This is a genomic window from Rhizobacter sp. Root1238 (assembly GCF_001425825.1).
Lineage (GTDB): Bacteria > Pseudomonadota > Gammaproteobacteria > Burkholderiales > Burkholderiaceae_C > Rhizobacter.
Genome location: NZ_LMDM01000049.1, coordinates 45,286 through 61,485, shown reverse-complemented (window position 1 = coordinate 61,485; position 16,200 = coordinate 45,286). Strand labels below are relative to the sequence as shown.

Below are 16,200 nucleotides of genomic sequence, written 5' to 3'. Positions count from 1 at the left end.
ATTCTGGTCGGCGGCCCGGCGCGCGGGAAGTTGTGGAGTTCCACATTTCGACGCCGCCGGTCGCACGCCGGCGGCCCGCGAACCTAGACTTCGCGCCATGCCCGCACCGGCCGATCCGCCCCGCCACCCCGCGCTCGCGCTGCCGCCGCGCCCGAAGCTGCGGCGCGGCCTGTGGGCGCTGCCGCTGCTGCTGTCGCTGGTGTTCGTCGCCGGCGTGCTGCTGTGGCTGCGCGCATCGGAACAGGCCGACCTGGAGGAGCAGCGGCTCGCGCTGGTCTCCGACGCGCTGTCGCTGGAGACGCAGGCCAGCGCGCGCATCGAGCGCGAGACGCTGCTGCTGAAGGATGTCGCGACGCGGCTGGATCAGCGCGCTGCAGGCGCGCCCGCGCTCGCGACGCTGCCCGAGGCGCAGCAGGGCCTGCACCGCTTCTGGATCAGCCTGACCTGGCTCGACGCCGCCAACCGGCTGGTCGCACAGCTGCCCGACGGCCCCGACGGCGCACGCAGCGGCCCCGGGCTGTCGGCCCACCTGTCGGCGCCGCTCGCGTCCGGCGGCACGCTGGTGGCCCGCTACTCGCCCGGCGAGATGCTGCGCCAGACGGTGCCGTGGTGGCTGGCCCGCAAGTACGACGTGCGGCTGCTCGACAGCTTCGATGCGGTGATCGCGTCGACCACCGAAGACCGGCCGCTGGAAGGCCGCCAGAGCTGGCGCATCAGCATGGCGCCGGCGCTGGCCGACGGCTACCTCGAGCTGACCGCGCGCGACGTGGTGCCGCGCTGGTACCACGGGCTGCCGGTCGCGATGGTGGCCGGCTTCGTCGCGCTGATCGCGGCCATCACGGGGATGCTGCGGCGGCAGATGCATGGCGTGTCGCGCGCCGAGGCGGCGTGGCGCACCGAGGCCGCGTGGCGCCAGGCGATGGAGGATTCGCTGACGGTCGGCCTGCGCGCCCGCGACCTCGACGGCCGGCTCGTCTACGTGAACCGCACGCTCGCCGACATGGTCGGCTACGAGCCGCACGAGCTGGTCGGCCTGCTGCCGCCGATGCCGTACTGGCCCGCCGATTCGCACGAGGAGATCATGCAGCGCCACCTGCGCAACATGGCCGGCCAGGCCCCGCGCGAAGGCTACGAGGCGCGCTGGCGGCACCGCGACGGACGGCTGTTCGACGTGATGGTGTTCGAGGCGCCGCTGGTCGACGCGCGTGGCGTTCACATCGGCTGGATGGGCTCGATCCTCGACATGACCGAGCGGCGCCGGCTCGAGGAACGCGAGCGCCGCCAGACCGAGACCATGGCCCACCACGGCCGGCTGACGATGCTGGGCGAGGTGGCCTCGACGCTGGCGCACGAGCTGAACCAGCCGCTGACGGCGATCGCGAGCTACAACGCCGGCGTGATGAATTCGATGCTCAAGCTGCCGTCGCCCGACCCGGTGGTGATGCGCGCGCTGAAGCGGCTCGGCGAGCAGGCAGCCCATGCTGGCGCGATCGTGCAGCGCATCCGCGAATTCCTGACGCGGCGCGAGCCGCGGCTGGAGCCGTGCACGCTGAATGTGGTGATCGAAGGCGGCGTCGCGCTGCTGCGCCGCGAGCTGCAGCGCCAGCAGGTGCAGGTGGTCCTGCAGCTCGATGCCGCGCTGCCGGTGATCGTCGCCGATGCGGTGCTGATCGAGCAGGTGGTGATCAACCTGGTGCGCAACGCCGGCGATGCGCTGGCGCAGCGGCCGGGCGAGCGCCGCATCGTCGCCGGCAGCTCGCTGAGCGCCGACGGCCGCTTCGTGCGTATCGACGTGCGCGACAACGGCCCCGGGCTCGGCGGGCTCGGCATCGAGGCGTTGTGCGCGCCGTTCTTCTCGACCAAGGCGGAAGGCATGGGCATGGGCCTCGCGATCTGCCGCTCGATCATCGAGGCGCATCACGGCATGTTCGACGCGACCAATGCCCCCGGCGGCGGGGCGCTGTTCACCCTGACGCTGCCGGTGAACCTGGCGGCTTCGGAACTCTCGATGGAGGATGGCGCATGAACGCTGGCGTGGTCTACCTGGTCGATGACGAGGCGGTGGTGCTGGATGCGCTCGGCTTCCTGCTGACGTCGCACGGCCTCGACGTGCGGCCGCACGGCAGCGGCCCGGCGCTGCTGGCGACGCTGGACGCCGCACCGCGACCGCTGCCCGGCGTGTTCCTGCTCGACATCCGGATGGAGCCGATGTCGGGCCCTCGGCTGCACGACGAGCTGATCGCGCGCGGGCTGCGCAACCCGGTGCTGTTCCTCAGCGGGCACGGCGACATCCCGATGGCGGTCGAGGCGCTGAAGAAGGGCGCGTTCGATTTCCTCGAGAAGCCGTACGTCGACAACGCGCTGGCCGACCGCGTCGCGCAGGCGCTGGCGGTCGATGCCGCGATGCAGCGCCAGGGCGCGCAGGTGGCCGAACGGCAGGCGCGGCTGTCGAGCCTGACCGAGCGCGAGCACGAGGTGATGCTGCGCGTGGCGGCCGGCAAGCTGAACAAGGTGATCGCCGACGAGCTGCACGTGTCGGTGCGGACGGTCGAGGTGCACCGGGCGCGGGTGTACGCGAAGCTGGGGGTGCGCTCGGCGGCGGAGGTGGCCACGGTGCTCGCGGCACCTGGGAGCTGACGACCGGGAGACTATGCAGTCCTGGGTGGAGCATCCGTGATCTGCTCTTCGAGCAGTTCGACCAGCAGCGCGTGCAAGGGGGCCAGATCGACGGCACCCGCGGCCATCGATGCATCAGCGTGCCGCAGGCCGAGTTCGTACCGCGGGTGCTCGCGGCGGATGAGTTCCGGAAGAATGGTCGCGCCTGACAACCACTGCTCCGCTTTGACGCACAACACGAAGTAGCACGCCGCTCTCGCGGTGCGTCCGTTGCCGTTGATGAACGGGTGGATCCAGTTCAAGCGCCACAGGACGAAGGCGGCAAGACCGACCGAGTCTGCGGCCTCCCACTCCCGGTTGACCGTGTTGACGAAGTCATCCATCAACGCTTGAACCCGGTAGTGCGGTGGAGGCTCATGCTCGCCGACGAAAACCTGACAAGGCCGATAGTCGCCCGCGTAGGCATGCAGGCAGGCAATTGCCTGGAAGTTCAATGCCTTCAGCACCTGCGACGACAGGAATGGACGGCCTACCGCGAGGCTGGCCTCCACGACAGACCTCAAGAAGCTGTACTGGCGAATGCCGTTCTCGACGGTCAGTGCTCCGTAGGTGGGGTGATGCTCGTCGTCTCCCACCAGGTCGAACAAGATCACGACTTGCTCACGCTTCCGTCGTGTTCGAGGAGGATCTGGCGAACCTGTTCGCGCGTGATCCCACTGTCGGGCTTCAACGACCCGAAGACGAATGAGATCCGCTGTTCCAGGATTTCTGCCGCAGACGGTTTGCGCCCCACGGTCTGCTGCAGCTTGCTCAACAGTTCGGGACGGGTCTTCAGTCCGAGAAAGACCTTCATGGCTGCTCTCCTCTGCCGGAGGTTGTTGGGGCACTCGCCAGCGCCCCGAGAATGCGGAATATCCCACCGCGAATCAATGGTTGGAGACTGCCCTGTGTAACTCCCACCGCGCGAAGGTTCCACCGACACCGCAGTTTTCTGCGGCATCGCCCGTTTGACCTTACATTTCCGGGCATGCCCAGTGTCAACATCAATCCCGTGGTCCGGGCCTTGTTGAGCGATCCGAAGACGCGCCAGGAGTACCGGCGTCAGCTGATTGCCAGCCCGCCGCAGCAGGACGAAGGCCGGCGCATCGAGCTCGAAGACGAGCGCGGCCGCATCGTCCGCCTGAAGGTGCTGCCCGCCACGCCGCCGGTCGCCCCTCGATCTTGAACTTCGCGTTCCAGGCCTTCCTGCTGCTGCTGATCTACCTGCCCGGCGCGATCTTCGTGCTGGCGGTGACCGGCAAGATCCGCGACAACGGCGAGATCCCGGTGATCTCCGGCTCGATGACCGGCCATGCGATTGCCGCGGTGCTGGCGTCGGCGGTGCTGCACACCGGGTGGCTGCTGGCGATCCACGCGATGGGCGGCCTGTGCGGCTGCCAGCCGGCGCACCGCGAATTCTTCGCGCTGCTGACGCTGAACAACGCAACCGCGCCCTACCTCGCGGCCGAGTCGGCGATCGGCGGCGCGCTGTGGTTCGTCGCGCTGTACTTCATCAGCATCTTCGCGTTGCCGCTGGCGGCCGGGCTCGCGCTCAACGTGTGGATCGACCGCCGCGAGCTGGACATCCGCTACCGCTTCCTGCGCTTCAAGCCGCCGTGGCACTACATCCTGACCGGCGAGAACCGCTCGAACCAGGCCGGGCGCACGGTGGTGGTCGACCTGCTGGTGCAGGTCGGCGAATCGCCGGTGCTGTACAGCGGCATCCTGAGCTACTTCTCGTTCGACGAGAAGACCAAGGCGCCCGACGCGCTGGTGCTGGCGTCCGCGTTCCGCGGCGTGGTGCCCGACTTCGCCGGCACCGCCGAGCCGGAGTTCCTGACCCCGATCCCGGGCGACACCTTCGCGGTGAAGTTCAGCGAGATCAAGAACATCAACATCCAGTACGTGGATCTGGTCGATTCCTGACCGCGTGACACTCGTGTCGGGGCGTCATTGGCTCGTACAAAGGCGCGGTCGGGTGTGGGAGGCCCGTCGAGTGCCCGTATCCCGTTCGGACTGAGCTTGTCGAAGGCCTGGAGATCGTGCGCGGGGATCACCGGCGCGCTGCGGACCCACCCTTCGACACCGGCCCTCGACGAGCTCGGTCCTGCTCAGGGCGAACGGTTGCCGGGGCAGGCGCCTTTGCCGCGCCGATGCCCCCGACAAGAGTTACTCCACCGCCTTCACCATGTCCTCGACGACCTTCTTCGCATCCCCGAAGACCATCATCGTCTTGTCCATGTAGAACAGCTCGTTGTCGAGCCCCGCGTAGCCCGCCGCCATCGAGCGCTTGTTGACGATCACCGTCTTGGCCTTGTAGGCCTCCAGGATCGGCATACCGTAGATCGGGCTGCCCTTGATGTGCGCGGCAGGGTTCACCACGTCGTTCGCGCCCAGGATGATCGCGACATCGGCCTGGCCGAACTCGCCGTTGATGTCCTCCATCTCGAACACCTGGTCGTACGGCACCTCGGCCTCGGCCAGCAGCACGTTCATGTGGCCCGGCATGCGCCCGGCCACCGGGTGGATCGCGTACTTCACCGTGACGCCCTTGGCCGTCAGCTTCGCCGCGAGCTCCTTCACCGCATGCTGAGCCCGCGCCACCGCCAGGCCGTAGCCCGGCACGATCACCACCGTCTCGGCATTGCCGAGCACGAAGGCCGCATCGTCGGCGCTGCCGCTCTTCACGTTGCGCTGCGCCTGCGCGCCCGCCACCGCGGTGCCGGCCTCGCCGCCGAAGCCGCCCAGGATCACGTTGAAGAACGAGCGGTTCATCGCCTTGCACATGATGTAGCTCAGGATCGCGCCCGAGCTGCCCACCAGGCTGCCCGCAATGATCAGCATGCTGTTGTTCAGGCTGAAGCCGATGCCCGCCGCCGCCCAGCCGGAGTAGCTGTTCAGCATCGACACCACCACCGGCATGTCGGCCCCGCCGATCGGGATGATGATCAGCACGCCCATCACGAAGGCCAGCGCCAGCATCCCGAAGAAGGCCGGCCAGCTCTCGGTGAACACGAACACCAGCCCGAGGCCGACGGTGGCCAAGCCCAGCAGCAGGTTCAGCACGTGCTGCCCCGCGAACTGCACCGGCGCACCCTGGAACAGCCGGAACTTGTACTTGCCCGACAGCTTGCCGAACGCGATCACCGAGCCGCTGAACGTCACCGCGCCGATCGCCGCGCCGAGGAACAGTTCGAGCCGGTTGCCGGCGGGAATCGGCTCGCCCTTCGCGACGATGCCGAACGCATGCGGCTCGGCCACCGCCGCCACCGCGATGAACACCGCCGCCAGGCCGATCATGCTGTGCATGAAGGCGACCAGCTCCGGCATCTTGGTCATCTCGACCCGCTTGGCCATCACCGCGCCGGCGCTGCCGCCGACCAGCAGCCCGAGCAGCACCCAGCCGAGGCCGAGCGCATTGCCGTCGGCCAGCTTGACGATCAGCGCCGCGGTGGTCAGCGCCGCGATCGCCATGCCGGCCATGCCGAACAGGTTGCCGCGGATCGACGTGGTCGGGTGCGACAGGCCCTTCAAGGCCTGGATGAAGAAGACGCTGGCCACCAGGTACAGCAGCGTCACCAGGTTCATGCTCATTGCGAGCCCTCCTTCGGCGCAGCGATGGCCTTCTTCTCCTTCTTGCGGAACATCTCCAGCATGCGCCGCGTCACGAGGAAGCCGCCGAACACGTTGACGGCCGCCAGCGCGACCGCCAGCACGCCCATCGTCTTGCCGAGCGGCGTCTCGGTGAGCGCCGCGGCGAGCATCGCGCCGACGATCACGATCGCCGAGATCGCATTCGTCACCGCCATCAGCGGCGTGTGCAGCGCCGGCGTGACGGTCCACACGACGTGGTAGCCGACGTAGATCGCCAGCACGAAGATGATCAGGTTGGTCAGGGTATGGCTCACGGGATCCATCGTCGCGCTCCTTTATTTGCGGGTGACCTGGCCGCCCTGGCTCACCAGGCAGGCCACGACGATGTCGTCGTCCATCGGCACGTGGAACGTGCCCTCCTTCGTCAGCACGAGCTTCAGGAAGTCGAGCACGTTGCGCGCATACAGCGCGCTCGCGTCGGCCGCCACCAGCGCCGGCAGGTTGGTCTCGCCGACCAGCGTGACGCCGTGCTTGACCACCGTCTTGCCGGCCTCGGTCAGCGGGCAGTTGCCGCCCTGCGCGGCGGCCAGGTCGACGATCACCGAGCCCGGCTTCATCGCCTTCACCATCTCCTCGGTGACCAGCACCGGCGCGGCCCGGCCCGGGATCAGCGCGGTCGTCACGACGATGTCGGCGGCTGCGACGCGCTTGGCCACCTCGATCTTCTGGCGGTCCAGCCAGCTCTGCGGCATCGGCCGCGCATAGCCGCCGACGCCCTCGGCCGCTTCCTTCTCTTCGGCGGTCTCGTACGGCACGTCGATGAATTTCGCGCCGAGCGACTCGACCTGTTCCTTCACCGACGGCCGCACGTCGCTCGCCTCGATCACCGCGCCCAGGCGCTTCGCGGTCGCGATCGCCTGCAGCCCGGCCACGCCGACGCCGAGGATCACGACGCGCGCCGCCTTCACGGTGCCGGCCGCCGTCATCAGCATCGGGAAGATGCGCTGGTAGCGGTCGGCCGCGATCATGATCGCCTTGTAGCCGGCCAGGTTGGCCTGCGACGACAGCACGTCCATGCTCTGTGCCCGCGTGGTGCGCGGCGCGGCTTCGAGCGCGAAGCTGGTGAGCCCGGCGTCGGCCATGCGCTGCAGGCCGTCACGGTCGAACGGGTTCAGCATGCCGACCAGCGCGGTGCCGCTCTTCACCAGCGGCAGCTCGTCGGCCGACGGTGCGCGCACCTTCAGCACCAGCTCCGCACCGAAGGCCCCGGCCCGGTCGACGATCTCGGCACCGGCCGCCGCATAGGCTTCGTCGGTGACGCTGGCGGCGACGCCGGCCCCCGACTGCACGCGCAGCACATGGCCCTGCGCCTTGAGCTTCTTGACCGTCTCCGGGGTCGCGGCGACGCGCGTTTCCCCAGCCGCTGTTTCCAGCGGGACCCCTATCAGCATGGCGGACTCCTCGGGTGCGTTGTTGTGGTGCAGGTGTGCTGCGACCCGCGCGAGAGCTTACACAAAGCTTTCGCGCTCACAACCGGCACACGCCCTCACGCGATGCAGGGCCACAACACCCGCCCTTAAAATCAGCCGGATGTCCTCCCGTTGGAAACCCAGCGTCACCGTTGCCGCGATCGTCGAACACCTGGGCCGCTTCCTGCTGGTGGAGGAGCACACGTCCGACGGGCTGTGCCTGAACAACCCCGCCGGGCACCTCGATCCGGGCGAATCGCCGCTGCAGGGCGTGGTGCGCGAAGCGCTCGAAGAGACCGCACGGGCGTTCGTGCCGACCGGCATCGTCGGCATCTACCTGTCGCGCACGCAGCGCGCCGGCACCGGGCGCGACACCACCTACCTGCGCATCGCGTTCCGCGGCACGGTCGGCGAGCCCGACGCGTCGCGCGCGCTCGACACCGGCATCGTGCGGGCGCTGTGGATGACGCCCGACGAGATCCGCGCGAGCGCGCACCGGCACCGCAGCCCGCTGCTGCTGCGCTGCGTCGAAGACCACCTGGCGGGCGTGAACTTCCCGCTGTCCCTCATCACGACCGACGAGTCGGTCTTCGTGCCTCCCCTTGTCGAGCGAGCCTGAAGTGAAGAAGCAACGCATCGTCGTCGGACTGTCCGGCGGCGTCGATTCCGCCGTCAGTGCCCACCTGCTGAAGCAGCAGGGGCACGAGGTCATCGGCATCTTCATGAAGAACTGGGAAGACGACGACGACAGCGAGTACTGCTCGACGCGCCAGGACTTCCTCGACGCCGCGAGCGTGGCCGACGTGCTGGGCATCGAGATCGAGCATGTGAACTTCGCGGCCGACTACAAGGACCGGGTCTTCGCCGAATTCCTGCGCGAGTACCAGGCCGGCCGCACGCCGAACCCCGACGTGCTGTGCAACGCCGAGATCAAGTTCAAGGCCTTCCTCGACCATGCGATGCGCCTGGGCGCCGAGAAGATCGCGACCGGCCATTACGCTCGCGTGCGCGAACGCGACGGCCGCTTCGAGCTGCTGAAGGGGCTGGACCCGCTGAAAGACCAGAGCTACTTCCTGCACCGGCTGAACCAGGCACAGCTGAGCAAGACGCTGTTCCCGGTCGGCGAACTGCCGAAGACCGAGGTGCGTCGCATCGCCGCCGAGATCGCGCTGCCGAACGCGGCCAAGAAGGATTCCACCGGCATCTGCTTCATCGGCGAACGCCCGTTCCGCGAGTTCCTGAACCGCTACCTGTCGAACCGGCCCGGCCCGATCAAGGACGACCGCGGCCGCGTGATCGGCGAGCACGTCGGGCTGTCGTTCTACACGCTGGGCCAGCGCAAGGGCATCGGCATCGGCGGGCTGAAGGACAAGGGCGCGATGAAGGGCGGCAGCGAGCACGCGCCGTGGTTCGTCGCCCGCAAGGACATGGCGGCCAACACGCTGTATGCGGTGCAGGGCCACGACCACCCGTGGCTGCAATCGCATGCGCTGACGGCCGACGACGCGAGCTGGGTGGCCGGCGCGCCGCCGCACGCCGGCGCGATGGCCGCGAAGACGCGTTATCGCCAGGCCGATGCAGGCTGCGTGCTCGACGGCGGCGGCGCGGCGGCGTTCAGCCTGAATTTCGGCGCCGCGCAGTGGGCGGTGACGCCGGGCCAGTCGGCCGTGCTGTACGACGGCGAGGTCTGCCTCGGCGGCGGCGTGATCGCCAGCGCCGCCTGAGGCGCGGTCACCTGGGCTTGCCGAGGTCCATCGTCCAGTAGCGGCTGTACGCGGCTCCCGACGCGCCGGGCACGCAGGCCACGCCGACCTGCGTGAAGCTCTTGCTCATCAGGTTGGCGCAGTGGCCGGCGCTGTTCTGCCAGCTGGTCATCACGCTGTCGATGCTGTTCTGGCCGGCGGCGATGTTCTCGCCGATCGCGCTCCAGCTGTAGCCCGCGGCGGTGATGCGGTCGCCAAAGCTGCGGCCGTCCTGGCTATCGTGCGAGAAATAGTTCTTCGTCGCCATGTCCTGCGAATGGCCGGCGGCGGCCTGCGTCAGCTTCTCGTTCCAGGCCAGCGCCGGTGCCGCCGGAAAGTTGCCTGAGCTGCCGCAGCTTTGCGCGCTCGCGCGGAAGGCGTTGATGCGCGCCAGCATCTGTGCATTGAAATCCGGGATGTCGCAGGTGCCGGAGGCGGCCGGGGCGGGCACGGGCGCCACCGGGGCGGCGTCGGCCGTGCCGGAGTCGCCGCTGCCGCCGCAGGCGGCGATGAACATCAACCAGGGCGCCACCAAGCGGGCGCGTCGTGAGGAGGTCGACAAGATCTGAATCCGAAGCCAGGGATTTCACAGCCTAAACGCGACCGGGCCAAGCGACACACCCAAAACGTAAGCGTTTGCTGACCCGGCGCCTGCGGCCATCCGAAGCGTGATGCACCGCACGGGCCGCCGGCACCGGCTTCAGTCGGTCGGCCGCCCGCCGATATCCGAAGGCGGTGCGGCGTGTGCCGCACCGATCGCTCACCGACCCCGACCTCCGACCCACCATGCGTTTGCGCCCTTCGTCCCCGATCCGACACGGCCTCTGTGCTGTCGCACTGTCGCTGGCCGCCGCCGCGCACGGGGCCGCCGTCAACGTCGCGGTGACCGATCCGGCCGGCCGCGCGCTGGTCGACGCGGTGGTGATGCTGGAGCCGGTCAGCGGCAAGGCCGCCGTCAAGCCGATGGCCGGCATCGAGATCTCGCAGAGCAAGCGCCAGTTCCACCCGTCGCTGACCGTCGTCACGGTCGGCACGCCGGTCACCTTCCCGAACTTCGACACCGTTCGCCACCACGTCTACTCGTTCTCACCGGTCAAGACCTTCGAGCTGAAGCTCTACGCCGGCGTGCCGAGCGCGCCGGTGGTGTTCGACCAGCCCGGCGCCGCGGTGCTCGGCTGCAACATCCACGACCGGATGAGCGCCTGGGTCGTCGTCGTCGACACGCCGTACTTCGCCCGCACCGGTGCCGACGGCCGCGCCCGCGTCGAAGGCGTCCCGCCCGGCAGCTACCGGCTGCGCGGCTGGCATGCCGGCGTCGCACCCGGCCAGGAGCTCGCGCCGCAGGCGCTCGCGATCGGCCCGGCCGACACCAGCGCCGGCATCCAGTTGCCGGTGACCGCAGGAGGCGCGCCATGACGCCGACCCCGCTGCGCGAGCTGCTGCGCCCGACCCGGTGGCCGCACTGGATCGGCAGCTCGCTCGGCACGCGCATCGTCGTGCTGTTCCTCGGGCTGCTGCTGATCGTCCAGGCCGCCAGCTTCTTCGCGATCCGCGCCAGCATCGACCGCAACGCACGCGCCTCGATCACCGAAGAGCTGCAGGTCGGCGAACGCGTGCTGACTCGCGTGCTCGACCAGAACGCGCAGAAGCTCGCCGAAGGCGCGAGCCTGCTGGCGGCCGACTACGGCTTCCGTGCCGCCGTCAGCAGCAACGACGCGGACACCACCGCGTCGGTGCTGGCCAACCACGGCGAACGCATCGGCGCCACCGTCACCGCGCTGCTCGACACCGAATTCCAGCTGCGCGCCGCCGCGCAGCCCGGGCTGCAGGAGCTGCTGCCGGTCACGCAGCGGCTGGCCGCGCGGGCGCTCGCGTCGAAGCGCGCCAGCGAGATCGTCGTGCTCGGCCAACGCCCGTTCCAGCTGGTGATGGTGCCGATGCGCGCGCCGGTCGTGGTCGGCTGGGTGCTGATGGGCTTCCCGATCGACCAGCGGCTGGTCGACGACATGCATGCGCTGTCGTCGCTGCAGGTCAGCCTGCAGGTGCGCACGAACGCGGCATCGAAGTGGTCCACCGCAGTCTCGACGCTGCCGCCGGCGACGCGCGATGCGCTGGAGAAGCAGGCGGCCTTGTCGCTGGACCGGGTGAGCGGCGACGCCCTGCCCGCCAGTTCGGCCGCACTGACACTGAGCCTGCTCGACAACGAATACAGCGGCCGCACCGTGATGCTGGCCGAACACGACGGTGCCGCCGTCTCGGCGCTGCTGCTGCGCTCGGTCGACGACGCGGTCGCGCCGTACCGCCAGCTGCAGCTGGGCCTGGCCGCGCTGACGCTGGTCGGCGTGCTGGTGTTCGGCATCGGCAGCGTGCTGACCGCGCGCCACGTGACGACGCCGCTGCGCCGCCTGGCCACCGCGGCCGAACGGCTGGGGGCCGGCGACTACTCGACGCCGCTGCGCGGCCTCACCCGCAGCGACGAGCTCGGCGACGTGGCCCGCGCATTCGAGCGCATGCGCGAGAACATCGGCGAGCAGCAGGACGAGATCCTGAAGCTCGCGTACTGGGATCCGCTGACCGCGCTGCCGAACCGCGTGCAGTTCCGCAACGCGGTGCGCGATGCGATCGTCGCCGCCGGGAAGAACGGCCGCAGCGTCTCGGTGATCATGCTCGACCTCGACCGCTTCAAGCATGTCAACGACGTGCTCGGCTATCGCTTCGGCGACCTGCTGCTGCGCGGCGTGGCCGAGCGGCTGACGCAGCAGGCGGTGCGCGGCGGCGACCTGGTCGCACGGCTGGGCGGCGACGAATTCGCGGTGCTGCTGGCCGGGCTCGATCCCGCCACCGACCTGGCGTTGACCGGCACCGTCGCCAGACGCATCCAGCAGGCCTTCGACGCGGCATTGACGCTGGAGGACCAGACGGTCGACATCAGCGCGAGCCTGGGCCTTGCAAACTGGCCGCTGCATGCCGGCGATGCCGACGTGCTGCTGAGCCGCGCTGAGGTAGCGATGTACACCGCGAAGCGCCGCCACGACGGCCCGATGGTCTACGACCCGGCGCTCGACGCCGCCAGCTCGCAGACGCTGTCGCTGCTGAGCGAGCTGCGCCATGCGGTCGACCACGACGAGCTGCGGCTGTACCTGCAGCCCAAGCTCGCGCTCGGCAATGCGCGCGTCGTCGGCGCCGAGGCGCTGGTGCGCTGGCAGCACCCGCGCCGCGGCCTGGTGCCGCCGGTGGAATTCATCCCGTTCGCCGAGCAGACCGGCTTCATCCGCGTGCTGACGCTGTGGATCTTCGAGCAGACCGCGCAGATGTGGAAGCGGCTGCACGACGGCGGCCAGACGCTGACGATCTCGGTCAACCTGTCGACGCGCGACCTGCTCGACCCCGAGCTGCCGCAGAAGTTCGATGCGCTGCTGGTGCGGCATTCGGTGCCGGCCGAGGCCTTCTGCCTCGAGATCACCGAAAGCGCGATCATGGACGACCCGCAGCGCGCGCAGGCCACGCTCGACAAGCTGAGCGCGCTCGGCTTCCGGCTGTCGATCGACGATTTCGGCACCGGCTATTCGTCGCTCGCGTACCTGAAGCGGCTGCCGGTGGACGAGCTGAAGATCGACAAGTCCTTCGTGCTGAACATGGAGAAGGACCTCGACGATGCGCGCATCGTGCGCTCGACGATCGACCTGGCGCACGGCCTCGGGCTGACGGTGGTGGCCGAGGGCGTCGAGAACGCGCAGGTCTGGGAACTGCTGCGCGAACTGGCCTGTGACGAGGCCCAGGGCTTCCACATGGGCCGCCCGATGCCGGCCGCCGAGTTCGCGCGCTGGTCGACCGGCTGGAGCACGCGCCAGGCGATGACGGTGACGCTCGGCAAGGGGCCCGACGTGGCGATCACGCTGCATTGAGGCAGCCCGGATGCCAATCCGGGGTCGGGGTCACGATCCCCGGATCGGCATCCGGGCGACGAGCCGGCCCACCGTCCGCGCCGCGGCCCGCAGCGCCGCCTCGTCGTACCCCGCATAGCCGAACAGCCACCCGCGCCTCGGCGACTCGATCGCGTAGCGCGACAGCGTCGCGAGGTAGACGCCACCTTCCTGCGCGCGCGCCGACAGCGGCTCGTCCGCCCGACCCGCTTCGTCCTCGTGCGCCAGGTGCATGCCGTGCTCGCTCGGCAGCAGCCGCAGTGCACCGCCGCTGGCCTTCGCCAGCGCGTCCACCACCAGCGCCTGCCGTTGCGCATACAGCTCGCGCATGCGCCGCAGGTGGCGCAGCAGGTGGCCTTCGGTGATGAAGCGGGCCAGCACGTCCTGCGCCGCGCCGGGGCTGTGCCGGTCGGTCACGGCCTTGGCCCCGGCGAAGGCCGGCGCCAGCGCGAGCGGCATCACGATGAAGCCCAGCCGCAGCCCCGGGTGCAGCGTCTTCGAGAAGGTGCCGACGTACAGCACGCGTTCCGACTGCGGCAGGCTGCACAGCGCCGGCATGCGGTGCGCGCCGTACTGGAACTCGCCGTCGTAGTCGTCCTCGACGACCCACGCGCGCCGCGTGCGCGCCCAGTCGAGCAGCGCGAGCCGCCGCGCCAGGCTCATGCGCACACCCAGCGGGAACTGGTGCGTCGGCGTCACGACCGCCATGCGCGCCTGCGGCCAGCGCGCCGCGCCCTGCGCGATGCACAGCCCGTCGGCATCCACCGGCACCGGGCGCACCACCGCGCCCTGCCCGAGCAGGTTGGCGCGGATGCCGGGGTAGCCCGGGTCCTCGACCATCACCTCGTCGCCCAGGTCCAGCAGCAGCCGGCCGATCAGGTCGATGCCCTGTTGCGAGCCGGACGTGACCAGCACCTGCGACGCCTCGCAGCGGATGCCGCGCGATACCAGCAGCCACTGTGCGATGGCCTCGCGCAGCGCCGGCTCGCCGGCCGGGTCGGTGTACTGCGACAGCGCGCGGCGGCGCGACACCGCGGTGTCGCGCGCGAGGCGGTCCCACAGCGCGAACGGAAACTCGGCGGAGGCCGGCGCACCGATGCGAAACGCGACCGGCACCTGCGTCGGCGGCTGCCAGCGCAGCGCGATGTCGGCGATGGCCTGGCCGCGGCGCGACAGCGCACCGCCCGGCACGATGGCCGCGACCTTGCGCCGGCCGCCGCGCAACGCCGCGAGGCCCGGCGCGACGTAGCTGCCGTCGCCGACGCGCGCCAGCACATAGCCCTCGGCGCGCAGCCGCTCCAGCGCCCACAGGACCGTGTTGCGCCCGACGCCGAGCGCCAGCGCGTGTTCGCGCGACGGCGGCAGCCGCGCGCCCGGTGCGAAGGTGCCCTGCTCGATCGCGCCACGCAGCTGCAGGTAGACCTGCTGGCGCAGCGTCGCGGCCGGCGGATTGGTTCCTCGGGGCATGGTCGATTGGTTCCTCATGAAGCCTCTGCAGTGTCTACGATGCGGAACCAATCCGGAACCGAACGGGAGCCTCTCCATGAGCGACACCACCAGCGACAAGATCGAACGCTTCATCGCGCTGCACCGCGGCCCGCGCGCCTTCGTGATCGCCAACGCCTTCGATGCCGGCTCGGCGCGCGCGCTGGCCGGCCTCGGCTTCGCGGCGCTCGCCACCTCCAGCGGCGCGGCCGCCGCGGTGGCCGGCCGGCGCGACGGCCAGCTGACGCGCGACGAGGCGATCGCGCATGCGCAGGCCATCGCGCAGGCGGTCGACGTGCCGGTGTCGGCCGACCTGGAGAACGGCTTCGGCGCGACGCCGCAGGATGCCGCCGAGACGATCCGCCGCGCCGGCGCGATCGGCCTGGCCGGCGGCTCGATCGAGGACGCGAGCGGCGACGACGCAAAGCCGCTGTACGACCTCGGCCACGCGACCGAGCGCATCGCCGCCGCGGTCGAGGCCGCCCGTGCGGTGCCCGGCGGCTTCGTGCTGACCGCGCGCTCCGAGAACTTCCTGCGCGGCCGCCCCGACCTCGACGACACGATCCGCCGGCTGCAGGCCTTCGAACGCGCCGGCGCCGACGTGCTGTTCGCGCCCGGCCTGCCCGACCTCGCCGCGGTGCGCACCGTGTGCAGCGCGCTGACGAAGCCGCTGAACTTCATGGTCGGCATCAAGGGCAAGTCGTTCAGCGTCGCCGAACTCGAGGCCGCCGGCGTGCGCCGCATCAGCCTCGCGACCTCGCTGTACCGCGCCGCGATGCGCGGGCTGCTGGACGCCGCCACCGAGGTGCGCGAACGCGGCACCTTCAGCTACCTGGAGCGCCTGTGAGCACACCGCACGACTACCACGCCGAAGTGCACTGGACGCGCGGCGACCAGCCTTTCGTCGACAACCGCTACAGCCGCCGGCACGACTGGCATTTCGACGGCGGCGCGACGGTGCCGGGGTCGTCGTCGCCGCATTCGGTCCGGGTGCCGATGTCGGACCCGAGCGCGGTCGATCCGGAGGAAGCCTTCGTCGCCTCGATCGCCAGCTGCCACATGCTGTGGTTCCTCGGCCTCGCCGCGAAGGCCGGCTGGGTGGTCGACGACTACCGCGATGCGGCGGTCGGCCTCATGGAGCCGAACGCGCAGGGGCAGGTCGCGGTCACCGTCGTCACGCTGCACCCGGCGGTGCGCTACGGCGGCGAGCGCCGGCCCGATGCCGCCGAACAGGCGCGGCTGCACCACGCCGCGCATGCCTCCTGCTACATCGCGAACTCGGTGAAGTCCGAGGTGCGCTGCGAGCCAGTGACGATCGACTGACCCCACAGG

General features: G+C 70.1%; 17 protein-coding genes. 10 read left to right on the top strand and 7 right to left on the bottom strand.

All coding sequences use genetic code 11. The features are described 5' to 3' along the window. Positions 1–97: 97 nt before the first annotated feature. Positions 98–2,026 (top strand): sensor histidine kinase, encoded by a 1,929-nt coding sequence (locus ASC98_RS27405; protein WP_056813312.1) that lies wholly within the window; start codon positions 98–100, stop codon positions 2,024–2,026. Further along, positions 2,023–2,637, top strand: coding sequence for a response regulator transcription factor (locus tag ASC98_RS27400; protein ID WP_056813310.1), 615 nt, complete (start codon positions 2,023–2,025; stop codon positions 2,635–2,637). Before ASC98_RS27405 ends, ASC98_RS27400 begins: the two co-directional genes overlap by 4 nt. Positions 2,638–2,648: 11 nt before the next feature. Here ASC98_RS27400 and ASC98_RS27395 read toward each other — a convergent pair whose 3' ends face one another. After that, positions 2,649–3,269 (bottom strand): Fic family protein, encoded by a 621-nt coding sequence (locus tag ASC98_RS27395; protein WP_056813307.1) that lies wholly within the window; start codon positions 3,267–3,269, stop codon positions 2,649–2,651. After that, on the bottom strand, positions 3,266–3,469 hold the full coding sequence (locus ASC98_RS31215) for a hypothetical protein (RefSeq protein WP_056813305.1): 204 nt from the start codon (positions 3,467–3,469) through the stop codon (positions 3,266–3,268). Before ASC98_RS31215 ends, ASC98_RS27395 begins: the two co-directional genes overlap by 4 nt. Positions 3,470–3,643: 174 nt before the next feature. On the opposite strand from ASC98_RS31215, the gene ASC98_RS30925 reads away from it, so the two are divergent. Beyond that, on the top strand, positions 3,644–3,841 hold the full coding sequence (locus ASC98_RS30925; RefSeq protein WP_157597921.1) for a hypothetical protein: 198 nt from the start codon (positions 3,644–3,646) through the stop codon (positions 3,839–3,841). Then, complete coding sequence (locus tag ASC98_RS27385) at positions 3,838–4,581, top strand: DUF6338 family protein (RefSeq protein WP_056813301.1); 744 nt, start codon at positions 3,838–3,840, stop codon at positions 4,579–4,581. The genes ASC98_RS30925 and ASC98_RS27385 overlap by 4 nt, the downstream gene beginning before the upstream one ends. A 243-nt stretch (positions 4,582–4,824) precedes the next feature. Here ASC98_RS27385 and ASC98_RS27380 read toward each other — a convergent pair whose 3' ends face one another. Genes ASC98_RS27380 through ASC98_RS27370 form a run of 3 tightly spaced genes read right to left on the bottom strand, consistent with a single transcriptional unit; the run spans position 4,825 to position 7,700 of the window. Next, positions 4,825–6,249, bottom strand: coding sequence for an NAD(P)(+) transhydrogenase (Re/Si-specific) subunit beta (locus tag ASC98_RS27380; protein WP_056813298.1), 1,425 nt, complete (start codon positions 6,247–6,249; stop codon positions 4,825–4,827). Beyond that, positions 6,246–6,572 (bottom strand): NAD(P) transhydrogenase subunit alpha, encoded by a 327-nt coding sequence (locus ASC98_RS27375; protein WP_047501305.1) that lies wholly within the window; start codon positions 6,570–6,572, stop codon positions 6,246–6,248. The genes ASC98_RS27380 and ASC98_RS27375 overlap by 4 nt, the downstream gene beginning before the upstream one ends. A 12-nt stretch (positions 6,573–6,584) precedes the next feature. Then, entirely contained in the window at positions 6,585–7,700 is a 1,116-nt protein-coding gene (locus ASC98_RS27370) for a Re/Si-specific NAD(P)(+) transhydrogenase subunit alpha (RefSeq protein WP_056813296.1), read from the bottom strand. Between the two features lie 139 nt (positions 7,701–7,839). On the opposite strand from ASC98_RS27370, the gene ASC98_RS27365 reads away from it, so the two are divergent. Beyond that, complete coding sequence (locus ASC98_RS27365; RefSeq protein ID WP_056813293.1) at positions 7,840–8,337, top strand: NUDIX hydrolase; 498 nt, start codon at positions 7,840–7,842, stop codon at positions 8,335–8,337. Position 8,338: 1 nt separating this feature from the next. Then, the gene (mnmA, locus tag ASC98_RS27360) at positions 8,339–9,442 is read left to right on the top strand and encodes a tRNA 2-thiouridine(34) synthase MnmA (protein WP_056813290.1); all 1,104 of its coding nucleotides are present in this window, start codon (positions 8,339–8,341) and stop codon (positions 9,440–9,442) included. 7 nt (positions 9,443–9,449) lie between these two features. Here the strand turns inward: mnmA and ASC98_RS27355 are convergent, their stop codons facing one another. Then, positions 9,450–9,992: a CAP domain-containing protein gene (locus tag ASC98_RS27355; RefSeq protein WP_235581414.1), complete on the bottom strand. Its 543-nt coding sequence runs from the start codon at positions 9,990–9,992 to the stop codon at positions 9,450–9,452. Positions 9,993–10,246: 254 nt separating this feature from the next. Here ASC98_RS27355 and ASC98_RS27350 point away from each other — a divergent pair, with 254 nt between their 5' ends. Together ASC98_RS27350 and ASC98_RS27345 are read left to right on the top strand one after the other, a co-directional pair. Then, positions 10,247–10,876, top strand: a complete 630-nt coding sequence (locus tag ASC98_RS27350) for a hypothetical protein (RefSeq protein WP_056813284.1) — start codon at positions 10,247–10,249, stop codon at positions 10,874–10,876. Beyond that, positions 10,873–13,365 (top strand): bifunctional diguanylate cyclase/phosphodiesterase, encoded by a 2,493-nt coding sequence (locus ASC98_RS27345; RefSeq protein ID WP_082541889.1) that lies wholly within the window; start codon positions 10,873–10,875, stop codon positions 13,363–13,365. The genes ASC98_RS27350 and ASC98_RS27345 overlap by 4 nt, the downstream gene beginning before the upstream one ends. 30 nt (positions 13,366–13,395) lie before the next feature. On the opposite strand, the gene ASC98_RS27340 is transcribed toward ASC98_RS27345, so the two are convergent. Then, positions 13,396–14,850, bottom strand: coding sequence for a PLP-dependent aminotransferase family protein (locus ASC98_RS27340; protein ID WP_056813281.1), 1,455 nt, complete (start codon positions 14,848–14,850; stop codon positions 13,396–13,398). Positions 14,851–14,926: 76 nt separating this feature from the next. On the opposite strand from ASC98_RS27340, the gene ASC98_RS30920 reads away from it, so the two are divergent. Both ASC98_RS30920 and ASC98_RS30915 read left to right on the top strand, forming a co-directional pair. Continuing rightward, entirely contained in the window at positions 14,927–15,715 is a 789-nt protein-coding gene (locus tag ASC98_RS30920; RefSeq protein ID WP_056813278.1) for an isocitrate lyase/phosphoenolpyruvate mutase family protein, read from the top strand. Then, positions 15,712–16,191: an OsmC family protein gene (locus ASC98_RS30915; RefSeq protein ID WP_056813275.1), complete on the top strand. Its 480-nt coding sequence runs from the start codon at positions 15,712–15,714 to the stop codon at positions 16,189–16,191. The genes ASC98_RS30920 and ASC98_RS30915 overlap by 4 nt, the downstream gene beginning before the upstream one ends. Positions 16,192–16,200: the final 9 nt, after the last annotated feature.